Below are 14,534 nucleotides of genomic sequence, written 5' to 3' on the forward strand. Positions count from 1 at the left end.
TATAAAATTCATTTAATTGTTTGTTTTATTGTAAATAATCCATAGATTTATCCAATAAAAAGCGATTATATGAATAAAAAATTATTTTTACTACCGGTTTCTGTTGCAGTGTTTTTTGCATTTGGCCGGTTGAATGCACAAAATTCTACGAAACTCATTCAGGATTATTATCAAAAAAGCGGAAAATTAACTCAAAAAAACGGTGCCAATGATAAAGTTGGAGTGATCATTTTGAATGAAGACCCTTCTAAAACACTTGGAGCTAATATTGTCAATGTGCAGCAAACCTACAATGGACTTAGATTGTACAATGCCTTGGGAAAAGTAATCATTAAAGGTGAACAGATTGTCTCCGAAAAAAATGATTTTAGCAGAAATGTGGTGGTGGCTACTCCTTCTAAAAAAGAACAGAAATTCTCAGACGACTTCCTTAAACAAAAACTTGGGTTGACGAAAATTACACATGCAGACTATTCGTCCGATGTCTATTTCGAAAAGAATGGAGTATTTGTCCTTTCAAAGGAAATATTTGTTTCAGACGGTAATTCTTCCGATGTATGGCATATCATTGCAGATGCCGGTAGTGGAGAAATTCTTAGTAAAGATAATATGACTCTTAGCTGCCAGTTTGATCACAACTTAGATTCAGATGAAAAATCTGAAGAGATTCAGGAATCTCAAAATAGGGTAGATCAACCTATTTATTTTAAAGAAACGATTCAGAATACAACAAATAATCTGCTTGTACCTTCTAATGCTTCCTATAATATTTTTCCACTGCCGGTAGAAGCTCCTACCTTTGGAAGTCGTACGGTTATTAATAATCCCTGGGACTTGGCGGCCTCTCCGGAAGGATGGCATTCTGATGGAACCAATAGCTACACCATTACAAGAGGAAACAATGTATATGCCTATTCGGATCAGGATAACACCAATTTACCAGGATACTCACCCGATGGAGGCATTACCAGAAACTTTAATTTCCCATTTGCCGACGACAGATATGCTGATCCGTTCACATACAGAGATGCGGCGGTTACCAACCTGTTTTATATGAACAACAAAATGCATGATGTGTTTTATAAGTTTGGGTTTACGGAAAGTTCACGAAATTTTCAAACTAATAATTTTGCTAACGGAGGATTGGGAGGTGATGCAGTACGGGCGGAAGCTTTTGACGGAAGTGGACTTAATAATGCCAATTTCAGCTCAGGCTATGAAAGAATTGTTTCAGGACAACCTCAGGTTTTAGCGCCAAGAATGCAAATGTATCTGTATGACAGAACACAAACCGCAGACGACCCTATTGTAAGGTACCAGTATAATTCTCCGGCAACGATTGTTAACAGACCCAAAGCATCGACAGGAGGAGCTTCATTCGGGCCCATCTTCGGTCCGGCAGTTACAGGAGATCTTGCCGTTTCGGTTCCTGCGGACGCTTGTACAGCACCTGCTGCGGGAAGCCTTACCAATAAAATCGCTATTGTGACCAGTACGAGTTGTGAATATGGTCTTAAAGTTTTGAACGCGCAAAATGCCGGTGCTGTCGGAGTAATCGTATACAGACCATCAAGTGATACCCCTGTAAGTATGGGGGCCGGAAACTCAGGAGCGCAGGTAACCATTCCATCCATTAATATTGGAAAAACGGAAGGTGAATTTATGGTCGCTCAACTGAATGGGGGAACAACAGTCAATGCCACTTTAAACTTTGATTACAGTGGATTTAAACATTCAAGTTTCGATAATGGGATTATCGCTCATGAATACGGACACGGAATTTCAAATCGATTGACAGGTCAGGGATATAGCTGTCTTTCTGCTACCAATACCACAGAACAGATGGGAGAAGGATGGTCAGACTATTTTGCCCTGATGCTCACCACAAGACCGGGAGATACTTCAGCTCTTGCAAGAGGTGTAGGAACATATCCGAAAGGACAACCTGTCACAGGAGTAGGAATAAGACCAGCTAAATATTCTCCGGATTTTAATGAAAATAATTACACGTACGTAAACACAAATACTGCAGTGATCCCACATGGGGTAGGATTTATCTGGGCAACCATGTTGTGGGACCTTACCTGGAAATATATTGAAAAGTATGGATATAACAGTGATGTTTTAGCGAGCCCTACGTCAGGAAATGCCAAAGCGCTTCAGATTGTGATGAATGGACTTAAATTACAAGCATGTAGCCCCACATTTATTGATGGAAGAGATGCCATTCTTCAGGCAGATGCAGTGGGGAATGCAGGCGCTGATAAGTGTATGATCTGGGCGGCTTTTGCAAAAAGAGGCTTAGGAGTAAATGCTTCAGCCGGAGTTAAAACAGTGGCCAATGACCAGGTGGAGGATTTTACTGTTCCGCAAGAATGTAACACGACACTGGCCACCCAGGATATAAAAAATGCAGATACTAAATTCATCGTATTCCCTAATCCTACTTATGATGAGTTCTTTGTTGGAAATATTGATAAATCTTCCAGAGAAGTTAAAATCAGAATGTTTGATATGTCCGGAAAACTGGTATTCACAGATTCCAGAGAATCTGCGTCCAAGAAAGCTATTTCAACACGAGGATTCCAGAAAGGAGTGTATATGGTACACATTCAGCAGGGAGATAAAACCCAAGTGGAAAAACTGATTGTAAGATAAACTATAGCTTAATATAAAGAGCCCAAAAGTAAGTTTTCTACTAGAAAGCTTACTTTTTATTTATAGAAATCAACCCCATACAATTGAGTGAAAAGAAATTAATACAATGAAAGTTTTGAAAAACTGAATAAAAATAATTAAAAAACAATAATTTTAATAAAATGCGTGTTTTTCTATTTTTTTAACATTTTTACATGTGTTTTCTTATGAATAATATGTAAGTTCGATTGTTTAAAAACATATTTTATGGATAGAAAACTATTTTTAATGCCAATTTCTATGGCTGTTTTTTTTGCATTTGGCAAAATAAATGCACAAAACACTTCAAAATTTATTCAGGATTATTATCAAAATAGCGACTATTTAGCTCAAAAAAATAATGGAGGGAATAAAGTTGGAGTTACTATTCTTAATGAAGATCTTTCAAAAAGTTTGGGGCTAACGATTGTAAATGTACAACAAACTTATGATGGGCTTAGGATTTTTAATGCCTTGGGGAAAGTACTTGTGAAAGATGATCGTATCATCTCTGAAAAAAATGATTTCAGGAGAAATATTGTAGTTGCCACTCAGAAGAAAGCTCAGGAAAAGTTTCCAGAGGATCTTCTTAAGCAAAAACTTGCATTAAACGAAATTGCAAAGGTTGATTATTTTCCGAATGTATACTTTGAGAAAAATGGAGTGTATATTCTGGCGAAAGAACTCTTTGTATCAGACAAAAACTCCTCGGATATCTGGCATGTGATTGCGGACGCAGACAGTGGGGAAATATTGACTAAAGATAATATGACCCTCAGTTGTAATTTTGGGAATAATTCAGATGTACATGAAGAAATTAAAGAAATACAATCAATGGGTAAGGAAGAAATTTCTCGGGATAATCTGGCAAATGTACTCGTACCCACTAATGCTTCATATAATGTTTTTGCCCTGCCGGTAGAAGCTCCCACATTTGGATCCAGATCACTTGTCAATAATCCATGGAATTTGACATTGTCTCCAGAAGGGTGGCACTCAGATGGAACAAATAACTATACCAATACCAGAGGAAATAATGTGTATGCATATTCAGATCAGAACAATACTGATACAGCCGGATATTCTCCGGATGGAGGAAGTACTCTCAATTTTGACTTTCCTTTTGCCGATGGTAGATATGAAAATCCTTTTACATACAGAGATGCAGCTATTACCAATCTGTTTTATATGAATAATAAGATGCATGATATATTCTATAAATTTGGATTTACAGAGACCGCTAGAAATTATCAAACCAACAATTTTGGTAAAGGAGGATTGCAGGGAGACGCTGTAAATGCCGAAGCCTTTGATGGAAGCGGGCTTAATAATGCCAATTTTTATCCTGGGCTGGAAGCTGTAGTTGGAGGGCAGACTTATATTTATGTTCCAAGAATGCAAATGTATCTTTGGACTAGAAATGAAACCGCAAATGATCTCATTACTCGATATCAATATAATGCTCCGGATTTAATTGTAAACCGCCCTAAAGTGGCAACAGGAGGAGCTGGATTTGGGTCACTTTTATTTGGTGGACAGACAGTAACGGGGGACCTCGGTATTTCTACACCTACTAATGCCTGTTCTGCATTAACTGCAGGAAGCCTGACAGGAAAAATAGGCGTTGCACAAAGAGGAGTCTGCAGCTTTAAAACTAAAGTGAAAAATATGCAGACAGCAGGAGCTATAGGAGCTATTATTTATGATCCGGTTAACGCTGATCCATTTACAATGGGCGATGATGGTAACGTTTCTGGAGTTACCATCCCTTCTATTATGATGGGTAAGTCAGAAGGGGAATATCTTGTTGATCAGGTTAACGGGGGAACGACAGTGAATCTTACCTTAAATTTTAATTATGATGGCTTTAAGCATTCAAGTTTTGATAATGGAATTATCGCTCATGAATACGGACATGGTATTTCAAATAGGTTAACGGGGCAAGGGTATAGTTGCCTTAATTCTGTCGAACAGATGGGAGAAGGATGGTCAGATTATTTTGCATTAATGTTAACTACTAAACCTGGAGATACATCTTCTTTAGCGAAAGGAATGGGAACATATGTTAAGAATCAATCAACAAATGGAGGAGGAATCAGGCTTGCTAAATATTCGCCGGACTTTAGTGTAAACGATTATACGTATGCCAGAACGAATACGGTTTCAGGATCCCACGCCATAGGGTTTATCTGGGCAACCATGTTGTGGGATCTTACCTGGAAATACATTGAAAAATATGGGTACAACAGTGATGTGATGGCCAGTACAACCTCCGGGAATGCAAGGGTGTTGCAGTTGGTTATGGATGGACTTAAACTTCAGGCTTGTAACCCTTCATTTATTGATGGGAGAAACGCAATTCTCCAGGCTGATGCAGTTGGTAATGCAGGAGCAGACAAATGTATGATCTGGAATGCATTTGCAAAAAGAGGATTGGGAACGAATGCTTCTGCAGGAAGTAGCACTGTTGCTAACGATCAGGTAGAAGATTTTACGGTTCCGTCAGAATGTAACACACTGTCAACTCAGGATATTAAGACAGCTGATAATAAGTTTGTTATTTTCCCTAACCCTACTTATGATGAATTCTTTGTTGGAAATATTGATAAATCTTCCAAAGAAGTCAAGATCAAAATGTTTGATATGTCAGGAAAACTGGTATTTACAGATTCCAGGGAATCTGTATCAAAGAAAGCTATTTCAACACGTGGATTTCAGAAAGGAGTATATATGGTACATATTCAGCAGGGAGATAAAATGCAGGTGGAGAAGTTGATTGTAAGGTAAATACAATCATGAATACAAAAAAATAAGCTTTCTAATGAAAGCTTATTTTTTATTTACAGAAATCAGATAATCATAAACCATTTGATGTTGATCATCATTAAGTTTAGCTTTTGGAGCCATTCTGCTTAAAGTTTTTATCCAGCCTTGGTTGTCGTGCTTTGTAGGCTCCGGAAGTTGGTGGCATTTTGCACACGAATTTTCAAAAATAGTTTTTCCCTGGGCCAATTTTTCAGATGAGGAATACTTGGGGCCGGTTACGGCTGTACTTTTGGGTCCGCAGGATAACAAAAATGCTGAAGCTGCAATACCACTTAAAATTAACTTTTTCATACCTCTATTTTGTTTTGTTGTTGGTTATTTTTTTACAGAAACGATATAATCGTAAACCCACTGATGTTGTTCGTCCGTAAGCTTTGCCTTCGGAGCCATAGAATTCATAATTCCTACCCATTGTACAGGATTATGTGAAGCCGGATCCGGAAGTTTATGACATTTTCCGCAAGAGTTTTCAAAAATAGTTTTTCCCTGAGCAATCTGCTCTGCTGTTGATGTTGAAGATCCGGATGCGACAACAGATGTTGAAGCTTTAGGCGTACAAGAAACAAGTAGAACGGCAGTAACTGATGCGACAGCGATAAGTTTTTTCATGTTTATTTTTTTGATAGATAACAAATGTAATAAATTCCTCAGGCCGTTGACACAGAGGCTTGTAGTTTTAATTTAGAAGAAATAAAAATTAAAATGGAACTGAACTATTATCAGTTGGGATCAGGATTTCTGGTGTAAGCAGATTTAAAGCTGGGAAATGGACGATCTGCCTGTTTCTTCCGGTTTCTCCTCTTTTATACTTACTTTTCTCATTCCTGACCCGAACTCAGCTTACATTAATAATGCAGAAAAGCAGTTGAGAAATTTTCTTTTTATATATCATTAAACACGGGTATTGACCATTCCCTTTTTAATTGTTATTTTTGAATCAATGAAATTTTCTACAGAAGAATTAATGGAAGGAATACAATCAGGAAATAAACGTCTGATTGCAAAAGCTATTACATTAGTTGAAAGTAAAAAAGCAGACCATAGGGTGCAGGCAGAAGATCTTTTAAAAAGAATAATGCCACTTACAGGAAACTCCATCAGAGTTGGGGTGACAGGGGTGCCAGGTGCAGGAAAATCTACTTTCATTGAAAGTTTCGGGAGATTGGCTATCGCAGAAGGGAAAAAAGTAGCTGTTCTGGCTATTGATCCGAGCTCTTCGATCAATAAAGGGAGTATTTTAGGAGATAAAACCAGAATGGAAGAGCTTGCCAAAGAAGAGAATGCTTTTATACGTCCTTCCCCAAGCTCAGGTTTTTTAGGAGGAGTTGCCAATACAACCTTTGAAACCATGATGATCTGTGAAGCTGCAGGCTACGACTACATTTTGATTGAAACCGTTGGAGTGGGACAGTCTGAAGTTCTTGTAGCAGATATTACCGATGTTTTTTTATTTCTTAAAATAATCGGAGGTGGAGATGAGCTTCAGGGAATAAAACGGGGTATCATGGAAATGGTTGACCTTATTTTTATCAATAAAGTAGATCAGGATAATCTTCAGAAAGCAAAGAATACAAGGCTTGAGCTGAAAAGGGCTCTTGATTTTATTCCACCAAAAGAAAAAGGATGGAAAATCCCGGTATTATTAGGATCTGCTCTACATCATGAAGGGTTGAACGAGATCTATGATAAGATTGCCGAATTTATTGATATCAAAAAGAAGGCAGGACGTTTTGAAGAGGTTCGTACTCAGCAAGCAGAAAAACGTTTCGAATACTGGGTTCAGGAATATATTTTATCACTTATGAAAAAAAGTAATACGGTAGAAGAAGCTTATCTTATGCATAAGAAAAATGCTTCAGAAATGGTTTCTAATCCAAGTACTGAAGCAAAATTATTTGTAGAAAAATTTTTATCCGACAAAAACTAGGATTAAGGTGTTGGTTTTTCCTGTTTTATTACATTTTTAGAAACGTAGCCACTATAAGTAATAGGTTGTCTGTCATTACTTCTCATTGAAACTGATGCCCTTCCGTTCGCATAAATTTCCATATTAATCTCGTCAACATTTCTCACATCATTAGGCTTAATTTTTAAAACCCATGTTCCCTTTTTATTTTGAGACTTGTTGATTGTGTAGTCCTTTGATGTAAATCTGTAACTATTACTGCTGGTATCTCCATAAGTAGGGTTGAATACCCTTCCAAAATAAGGAAGCACCACATCCAGATTATTTTTACTTATTAGAATCGTATACTCTCCATTTAAATCCAGCATTCTGGATGCTGTAGAATTTGGGAGAGAATTCATCACGTTGATGACATCATAATTCATGGGGTTAGCTCTCTGTGCATTGAATGTAAATTCCTGAGAATTTACTAAAGCATCTACGGTTTTCGAATCTAATGAACCTTGAGAGGCACAACTCTGAAAAAAGAACAGAGCCCCAAAGATCATCAGAAGAGAAATATATTTTTTCATAATTGAATAATTATTACATTTAAATAGCAAAATGTATGCAAATTTATGCTTTCCAAAATATTTTGGAATAAAAATTGTTAAGGTTGAATTATTAACACTCAAAATATGAAATTTACACATCTATTTGGAATTGGAGCGATTGCTCTGTCGGTCACTGCCTGTACTACGAATCCGATTACCGGAAGATCGTCTCTACAGCTGGCTAACAATTCAGAAATTTTAACAATGTCTGCTCAGGAATACAAAACGACATTGTCTAAAGGTAAAGTGATTACCGGAACAGCAGATGCAAAGAGAGTGGTGAATGTTGGAAACAGAATTAAAAACGCGGCAGAAAGATATTATCAGAGTATAGGAAGGTCAGCAGATCTGGCTAGCTACAATTGGGAGTTTAATCTTTTGCAAAGCAGCGAACTCAATGCATGGTGTATGCCCGGAGGTAAAGTGGCGGTTTATACCGGAATTCTACCCGTGACTAAAGATGACAACGGACTTGCTGTTGTAATGGGACATGAGGTTTCCCACGCTTTAGCAGGACATGGAAATGAAAGAATCTCTCAGGCTATGATGGCTCAGTATGGAGGGGCAATTCTTGGAGGAGCAATCTCAAATGCGCAATGGGCTAGTGTGTTCCAGAAGGTTTATCCTGTTGGTTCTCAGGTAGCTTTATTGAAGTATGGAAGAAGTCAGGAATCAGAGGCTGATAAAATGGGACTTTATCTGATGTCTATGGCAGGATATGACCCGAGAGCAGCTATTCCTTTCTGGAATAGAATGGAAGGGGCCTCTTCAGGAGCAAGACAACCGGAGTTCTTGTCTACTCACCCCAATCCTGAAACAAGAATCTCGGATATTAATAAAGATTTACCAAAAGCTTTGGAATATTATAAGGCTGCGGGAGGAAAAATATAATTAGAATTTTAATCTTGAGTGAAGCCTTATTAAATTTTTAGTAAATTTGGTAAGGCTTTTTTATGTAACCACCTAAACACAATATTATGAAGAGTTTATCAATTACCGGACTTATACTTTTAGCTGTATCTGCTTTACTTTTTTACCTTACCACAGATTTTGCTGTTGAGCAAATTAAAATCTCTCATATCATGGGAATGATGGCGGGAGTTGGGGTAGGGCTTATCATTGGCGGAATGGTTGGCTACCTTAGCAAAGGAAGTGCAATGAAGGCAGAACAAAAGAAGAAAGAATTCAAGCAATTGCAAAAAGAAAAAGAAGAACTGGAAAAGCAGGCTGCTGATATTGCGAAGCGCCAGGCGGAACTGGATAATCAAAATAAAAACCCTCAAGTCTAGACTTGAGGGTTTTTTACAGTTGTTATTTCGATAGTTGATTAAAATTTGTATCCTAAACCTACCATAAACAGGTTCGGCCTGTTGTCATATCTGATCTCAGAACCTGAAACTCTGTTGATGAAGTTTCTTTCGTCCTTGCTGAAAGCACCTTCATACCTTGCATTCACAATCAGTTTTTTGATTTCAAGCTGAGCACCAAACTGGTATCCTACGGTAAAATTATTTTTAGCATTTTCTTTAAAATCATTGTAAGTATTGTCTTTGCTCAAATTAAAGCTTCCGACAGGTCCTACAAAAACCCCTAACATATTACCCAAAAGATTATACCCTAAAAGAACCGGAACATCTATACGATTGCTTTTAACATCAAAAGTAGTATTTTCTGTGGTAAACTCATTCTTGAAATGCGTATAATAAATTTCAGGCATCACAAACAATGAAGTCGGAAGTGCCACCTTTAATGAAAGTCCCACATTGAATCCTACATTGTTTTTACCTGTTCCCTGAACAGCATCGTTCACGGTTCCTTTAATATTTTCCCATGAAGGTGAGCCCGTAGGAAATATTAAATTTGCTTTACCTGCCAGTGAAATCTGTGCAGAAGCCCACATTGAAAACCCTATTAACGCTACACTAAGTACCTTTTTCATTATCATCTATTTTTGTAATTGTATTTTCAATCGTTTTGTTATTTTCAAGTAAATATTCTCTCAGCTCCTTAAACAGTTCTGAAGAATAAACGAAATCAATCAGATTTTTATTGCCTGCAGTAATCAGAATGTCTTTGTTCCCTTCCCATTCTTTGATTCCTAATCTCAGATAGACAATCTTTTCACCAATGGTCATCACGGAATTCATGTCGTGTGTATTGATGATGGTTGTTGTATTATATTCTTTGGTGATCTCATACAGGAGATCATCAATAATCTTTGATGTATAAGGATCCAGCCCGGAGTTGGGTTCGTCACAGAACAAATATTTAGGGTTGTTAACAATTGCTCTGGCTATGGCAACCCTTTTTTGCATTCCTCCGGAAATTTCTGATGGATATTTTTTATCAGCTTTATCAAGGTGAACTCTACCAATTACCTCAAAAACTCTTTTCTTTTTTTCTCTGTAGGTCAGATTGGTAAACATATCAAGAGGAAACATGATATTTTCTTCCACCGTTAAGGAATCAAATAAAGCACTTCCCTGGAATACAGTACCAATTTCAGAACGAAGATGCTGTTTCTCATCCCGGGTCATCGTATTGATATCATTTCCGTCAAAGAGGATTTCTCCTGATGAAGGCATATAAACGTTCAATAAACTTTTAAGAAAAACTGTTTTTCCTGAACCACTCTGTCCTATGATCAAATTGACCTTTCCCTTATCAAATGAAGTTGAAATTCCCTTAAGCACTTCAACATCTCCAAAACTTTTCTTAAGATCTTTTACCTCAATCATTAGCTTAATATTAATTGGGTTAAAATTAATTCAGAAATAATAATGAACACCATGGTCCATACTACTGCTTGTGTACTTGCTCTACCTACTTCCAATGATCCGCCTTTCACATTGTATCCAAAATAAGAAGGTACTGTTGCAATAATAAATGCAAAGACTATGGTTTTGGTGAAGGCATAGTAGATAAATAAATTGGGCATATACATTTGAATCCCCACAATATAATCATTCTCTGTCCAGTTTCCAGTTAGAATCCCGGCAATATATCCACCGCCAATACCAAAAACTATACTGATAGCAATAAGGAGCGGATTAAAAAGTATACATGCAATAATTTTTGGGAAAATCAAAAAGTTAGGTGAGTTTACTCCCATAATATCCAGTGCGTCAATTTGCTCGGAAACCCGCATTGTACCAATACTGGAAGCGATATATGAACCTACCTTTCCGGCTAAAATTAAACTGATGATGGTAGGGGCAAACTCCAAAACAAGCACAGCCTTCGTTGCATATCCTACAAACGAAGGAGGGATAGGAAATGATGAAGCATCAAAGTTGTTGAACATTTGAATAGCAACTACAGCCCCCACGAAGATTGATGTGAAGACTACAAGTCCGAAAGAATTTACTCCCAAATCATTAATTTCTCTCATGAACAGCTTCCAAAAAACCCTCATTTTTTGGGGTTTCTGCAGGGATTTTCCCAGAAGGATTATATATTCCCCTACTGCTGTGAAAAACTTTTTTAACATGCCGCTAAATTAAACTTTTTTATTTAATTAGGCTAGAGTCAAGACTAAAGACTGATGGTCATTTAATGTTAAAATTATACCAGCCTTACCGGGAGTCTGAACTTATTTTGCATTTTTATCTCCACCGATAACTAATAATGCGGTTTTCAGAATAATGACCACATCCAGAGCAAAACTCCAGTTTCTTACATAAAATGAATCAGCCAGGACCCTTTTCTTCATATCGACTTCTACATCTCCGTAATCACCACGCAATCCACTGACCTGTGCCAGACCCGTGATACCTGGACTTACCATGCTTCGTAAGCTGTATCTTCCAATTTTGGGTTTATAATAATTGTCTACCGACAACATATGAGGGCGCGGCCCTACAACGGACATTTCTCCTTTCAATACATTGATAAACTGTGGCAATTCATCAAGGCTGGTTTTTCTTAATAATTTACCTATTTTGGTAATTCGGGAATCATTGGCAACTGTTGTTTTAGTCGCAGATTCATCATTGATTACCATGGTTCTGAATTTAATACAATTAAAAACTTCTTCATGGAAACCATATCTTTTTTGAAGAAAGAAAACGGGACCCTTAGAAGTTGTTTTGATTAAAATAGCAATGATCGGAAATGCCCATGAACAGATGAAAAGCAATACGAGAGCTGAAAAAAACAGATCAAATGTTCTTTTCATCAGAAAATTAGAATAATAATCTAATGGATATCTTGCCTGATTAAGAACAGGTTGTGTTTGTATATATCCGAGATCATACAGGAAAAAATCACTTTGTGTAATACTCGGGATTAAGGAAATATGGATTTTATTATCTTCTGCCAATTTAAAAATCTGGGTTTCCAGTTCCTCAGTATATGAGTTTTCTGTAGATAAGAATAAGGTGTGAATTCCATTTCTTTTCCAAAAGCTCACTAATTCATTGATATTAGTTTCTGAGCCTTCGTATTTAAAGATCCGGTATCCATAATCTTTACGATTTTTAAAAATATTCTTTAGAATTTCAGTTGAACTATTATCTCCTAAAAACATGACATTCCTGTGGTTGATCCCCAGTGAACGAAAGTATTTTATCGCAAAATAAATTAATGATTTTGTCAGGAAAATAAGAACTAATAAGTAAAAGGACAGCCAGTAGATATCTGTATTGAAAAATACGTTTTTACTCACCTTTCCGATAAGCAGAACACCCAGGATAAAAAAGAGGAAATGGGTAAAAAGCCTTTCCAGAAACAAAGTATAGGTCAGGTTCCTTGGGATATTGTATATTTTTGTCCTACCGCTTAGCAGCACCCAGAACAAAAATAACAATACCAGAGAAAAAGCATTCTGATACCAGGTTTCCTTACTGTATTTTAAACTTTCGTTTCTGCTTATAAAAAAGAATATAAAAATAGATGCAATAACCATCAGGTCAAGCAAAATAATGATTGATTTCAGGTATCTAGAGTATCGAATTCTCTGCATCTATCGGGGGTTATCAGGATACGGCAAGCTAATGTACGTATTTTTACGGGATATTCAGATATTTATGTGTCTGAACTGAAGCCTGCCATTCCGGATGTTCCAGAATAAAATCAGTGATTTTAGGATACATATCATTTCTTTTGCTCCATTCGCTTTGAAGATAAAGCTTACAGTTCTCAGAAACTTTTGCTGCCTGCTCTTCGGCAAATGTAAAATCATGATGATTAAAAACAATGACTTTAAGCTCATTAGCCTTCAGATAAATCTCTTCTTTCGGAAGTCCTGTTTTCTTTGGAGACAGAGTGATCCAATCCAGTTGTCCGCTCATAGGATAGGCTCCTGAGGTCTCAATGTGGATAGTGCATCCCAGTTCTTTTAACTTTGACGTCAGGGTTTCTAAGTTCCACATCAGAGGCTCTCCACCTGTCAGAACTATTGTTTTACAATGTTTTGCTGCTGTCTCTGCTATTTCCGTAGCATTCATCAAAGGATGAAGATCCGGATCCCAGCTTTCCTTCACATCACACCAGTGGCATCCCACATCACAGCCTCCTAATCGTATAAAATAAGCGGCTTTTCCGGTGTGTGCTCCTTCTCCTTGTAAAGTGTAAAAATGCTCCATTACAGGGAGCATTTTACCTTCTTTTAATAAAATATCTTGATCTTTATTCATTTTAAAATTAGTCGTTATAGACCGAAGTTTTGTATGCAATGATGGTGTTTTTCATCAACATTGCTCTGGTCATTGGCCCTACTCCTCCGGGTACAGGGGTGATCCAGCTTGCTTTAGCAGCACAGCTATCAAAATCTACGTCACCGGCAAGATGGTATCCTTTTGGAGAATCGTCATCTACTCTTGTGATACCTACGTCCACGATTACCGCTCCGTCTTTTATCATATCTCCTTTCAGGAAGTGAGGATCGCCTAAAGCAGTAATGACAATGTCAGCCTTTTTAGTGTACTCTTCGATGTCTTTTGTATAGGAGTGGGTAAGAGTCACCGTAGAGTTTCCTGGGAAATCTTTTCTTCCCATCAAAATACTCATTGGTCTTCCTACAATCTTGCTTCTTCCGATAATTACACAGTCTTTTCCTTTGGTTTCGATATTATATCTTTCCAATAATGTTAAAATTCCGAAAGGAGTAGCCGGCAGGAATGTATCCATTTCAAGAGCCATTTTTCCAAAATTTTCAGGATGGAAACCATCAACATCTTTCCTTGGATCAATAGCATTAATGATTTTTTCCTGATCAACCTGATCCGGTAAAGGCAGCTGAACAATAAAACCGTCTACTGCTTTAGACTTATTCAGCTCATCGATTTTTTCCAATAGCTCAGATTCTGAAACCGTACTTGGAAATTTAATTAAGCTTGATTGAAATCCAACTTCTTCACAATCTTTTACTTTAGCATTTACATACGCCTTACTTGCTCCGTTGTTACCAACAAGAATAGCTACCAAATGGGGTGCTCTTCTTTTGCTTTCAAGGATTTTATCCACTTCAACCTTGATTTCTGCTTTTATTTCTTTGGATACTTTAAGTCCGTCAAGAATTTCTGCCATTTTTA

At 37.2% G+C, this 14,534-nt stretch carries 14 protein-coding genes; 5 read left to right on the plus strand and 9 right to left on the minus strand.

The features are described 5' to 3' along the window. Positions 1–69: 69 nt before the first annotated feature. Entirely contained in the window at positions 70–2,658 is a 2,589-nt protein-coding gene (locus C1631_RS19390; RefSeq protein ID WP_109713782.1) for a T9SS-dependent M36 family metallopeptidase, read from the plus strand. A 246-nt stretch (positions 2,659–2,904) separates the two neighbouring features. Further along, entirely contained in the window at positions 2,905–5,463 is a 2,559-nt protein-coding gene (locus C1631_RS19395; RefSeq protein ID WP_109713784.1) for a T9SS-dependent M36 family metallopeptidase, read from the plus strand. A gap of 42 nt (positions 5,464–5,505) precedes the next feature. Here C1631_RS19395 and C1631_RS19400 read toward each other — a convergent pair whose 3' ends face one another. Then, positions 5,506–5,793 carry a c-type cytochrome gene (locus tag C1631_RS19400; protein WP_109713786.1) on the minus strand — a complete coding sequence of 96 codons (288 nt, stop codon included), beginning with the start codon at positions 5,791–5,793 and terminating at the stop codon, positions 5,506–5,508. Positions 5,794–5,817: 24 nt separating this feature from the next. Beyond that, complete coding sequence (locus C1631_RS19405) at positions 5,818–6,111, minus strand: c-type cytochrome (RefSeq protein WP_109713788.1); 294 nt, start codon at positions 6,109–6,111, stop codon at positions 5,818–5,820. A gap of 331 nt (positions 6,112–6,442) precedes the next feature. On the opposite strand from C1631_RS19405, the gene meaB reads away from it, so the two are divergent. Continuing rightward, positions 6,443–7,429 carry a methylmalonyl Co-A mutase-associated GTPase MeaB gene (gene meaB, locus C1631_RS19410; RefSeq protein ID WP_103246543.1) on the plus strand — a complete coding sequence of 329 codons (987 nt, stop codon included), beginning with the start codon at positions 6,443–6,445 and terminating at the stop codon, positions 7,427–7,429. 2 nt (positions 7,430–7,431) lie between these two features. Here the strand turns inward: meaB and C1631_RS19415 are convergent, their stop codons facing one another. Then, positions 7,432–7,980 carry a DUF4251 domain-containing protein gene (locus C1631_RS19415; RefSeq protein ID WP_103246542.1) on the minus strand — a complete coding sequence of 183 codons (549 nt, stop codon included), beginning with the start codon at positions 7,978–7,980 and terminating at the stop codon, positions 7,432–7,434. A gap of 105 nt (positions 7,981–8,085) precedes the next feature. Here C1631_RS19415 and C1631_RS19420 point away from each other — a divergent pair, with 105 nt between their 5' ends. Then, positions 8,086–8,892 carry a M48 family metallopeptidase gene (locus tag C1631_RS19420; protein ID WP_103246541.1) on the plus strand — a complete coding sequence of 269 codons (807 nt, stop codon included), beginning with the start codon at positions 8,086–8,088 and terminating at the stop codon, positions 8,890–8,892. A gap of 86 nt (positions 8,893–8,978) precedes the next feature. Further along, positions 8,979–9,290: a hypothetical protein gene (locus tag C1631_RS19425; RefSeq protein WP_103246540.1), complete on the plus strand. Its 312-nt coding sequence runs from the start codon at positions 8,979–8,981 to the stop codon at positions 9,288–9,290. Positions 9,291–9,328: 38 nt separating this feature from the next. On the opposite strand, the gene C1631_RS19430 is transcribed toward C1631_RS19425, so the two are convergent. The 6 genes from C1631_RS19430 to C1631_RS19455 all read right to left on the minus strand — a co-directional run bounded on the left by C1631_RS19430 (position 9,329) and on the right by C1631_RS19455 (position 14,529). Next, a complete protein-coding gene (locus C1631_RS19430) occupies positions 9,329–9,940 on the minus strand; it encodes an outer membrane beta-barrel protein (RefSeq protein WP_103246539.1) in 612 nt (203 codons plus the stop codon). Continuing rightward, a complete protein-coding gene (locus tag C1631_RS19435; protein ID WP_109713790.1) occupies positions 9,924–10,739 on the minus strand; it encodes an ABC transporter ATP-binding protein in 816 nt (271 codons plus the stop codon). Before C1631_RS19435 ends, C1631_RS19430 begins: the two co-directional genes overlap by 17 nt. Beyond that, positions 10,739–11,491, minus strand: coding sequence for an MlaE family ABC transporter permease (locus C1631_RS19440; protein WP_103246537.1), 753 nt, complete (start codon positions 11,489–11,491; stop codon positions 10,739–10,741). The genes C1631_RS19435 and C1631_RS19440 overlap by 1 nt, the downstream gene beginning before the upstream one ends. A 102-nt stretch (positions 11,492–11,593) precedes the next feature. Further along, positions 11,594–12,964 (minus strand): exopolysaccharide biosynthesis polyprenyl glycosylphosphotransferase, encoded by a 1,371-nt coding sequence (locus tag C1631_RS19445; RefSeq protein WP_103246536.1) that lies wholly within the window; start codon positions 12,962–12,964, stop codon positions 11,594–11,596. A 43-nt stretch (positions 12,965–13,007) separates the two neighbouring features. After that, the gene (locus C1631_RS19450) at positions 13,008–13,637 is read right to left on the minus strand and encodes a 7-carboxy-7-deazaguanine synthase QueE (protein ID WP_103246535.1); all 630 of its coding nucleotides are present in this window, start codon (positions 13,635–13,637) and stop codon (positions 13,008–13,010) included. Positions 13,638–13,644: 7 nt separating this feature from the next. Beyond that, positions 13,645–14,529 (minus strand): bifunctional 5,10-methylenetetrahydrofolate dehydrogenase/5,10-methenyltetrahydrofolate cyclohydrolase, encoded by an 885-nt coding sequence (locus C1631_RS19455; protein WP_103246534.1) that lies wholly within the window; start codon positions 14,527–14,529, stop codon positions 13,645–13,647. Positions 14,530–14,534: the final 5 nt, after the last annotated feature.

The organism is Chryseobacterium phosphatilyticum, from assembly GCF_002899825.2.
Lineage (GTDB): Bacteria > Bacteroidota > Bacteroidia > Flavobacteriales > Weeksellaceae > Chryseobacterium > Chryseobacterium phosphatilyticum.

What these genes read in the sequence shown, in the direction of transcription:
- C1631_RS19390 (WP_109713782.1), top strand. Translation starts at nt 70, where the DNA reads ATGAATAAAAAATTATTTTTACTACCGGTTTCTGTTGCAGTGTTTTTT.
- C1631_RS19395 (WP_109713784.1), top strand. Translation starts at nt 2,905, where the DNA reads ATGGATAGAAAACTATTTTTAATGCCAATTTCTATGGCTGTTTTTTTT.
- C1631_RS19400 (WP_109713786.1), bottom strand. Translation starts at nt 5,793, where the DNA reads ATGAAAAAGTTAATTTTAAGTGGTATTGCAGCTTCAGCATTTTTGTTA.
- C1631_RS19405 (WP_109713788.1), bottom strand. Translation starts at nt 6,111, where the DNA reads ATGAAAAAACTTATCGCTGTCGCATCAGTTACTGCCGTTCTACTTGTT.
- meaB (WP_103246543.1), top strand. Translation starts at nt 6,443, where the DNA reads ATGAAATTTTCTACAGAAGAATTAATGGAAGGAATACAATCAGGAAAT.
- C1631_RS19415 (WP_103246542.1), bottom strand. Translation starts at nt 7,980, where the DNA reads ATGAAAAAATATATTTCTCTTCTGATGATCTTTGGGGCTCTGTTCTTT.
- C1631_RS19420 (WP_103246541.1), top strand. Translation starts at nt 8,086, where the DNA reads ATGAAATTTACACATCTATTTGGAATTGGAGCGATTGCTCTGTCGGTC.
- C1631_RS19425 (WP_103246540.1), top strand. Translation starts at nt 8,979, where the DNA reads ATGAAGAGTTTATCAATTACCGGACTTATACTTTTAGCTGTATCTGCT.
- C1631_RS19430 (WP_103246539.1), bottom strand. Translation starts at nt 9,940, where the DNA reads ATGAAAAAGGTACTTAGTGTAGCGTTAATAGGGTTTTCAATGTGGGCT.
- C1631_RS19435 (WP_109713790.1), bottom strand. Translation starts at nt 10,739, where the DNA reads ATGATTGAGGTAAAAGATCTTAAGAAAAGTTTTGGAGATGTTGAAGTG.
- C1631_RS19440 (WP_103246537.1), bottom strand. Translation starts at nt 11,491, where the DNA reads ATGTTAAAAAAGTTTTTCACAGCAGTAGGGGAATATATAATCCTTCTG.
- C1631_RS19445 (WP_103246536.1), bottom strand. Translation starts at nt 12,964, where the DNA reads ATGCAGAGAATTCGATACTCTAGATACCTGAAATCAATCATTATTTTG.
- C1631_RS19450 (WP_103246535.1), bottom strand. Translation starts at nt 13,637, where the DNA reads ATGAATAAAGATCAAGATATTTTATTAAAAGAAGGTAAAATGCTCCCT.
- C1631_RS19455 (WP_103246534.1), bottom strand. Translation starts at nt 14,529, where the DNA reads ATGGCAGAAATTCTTGACGGACTTAAAGTATCCAAAGAAATAAAAGCA.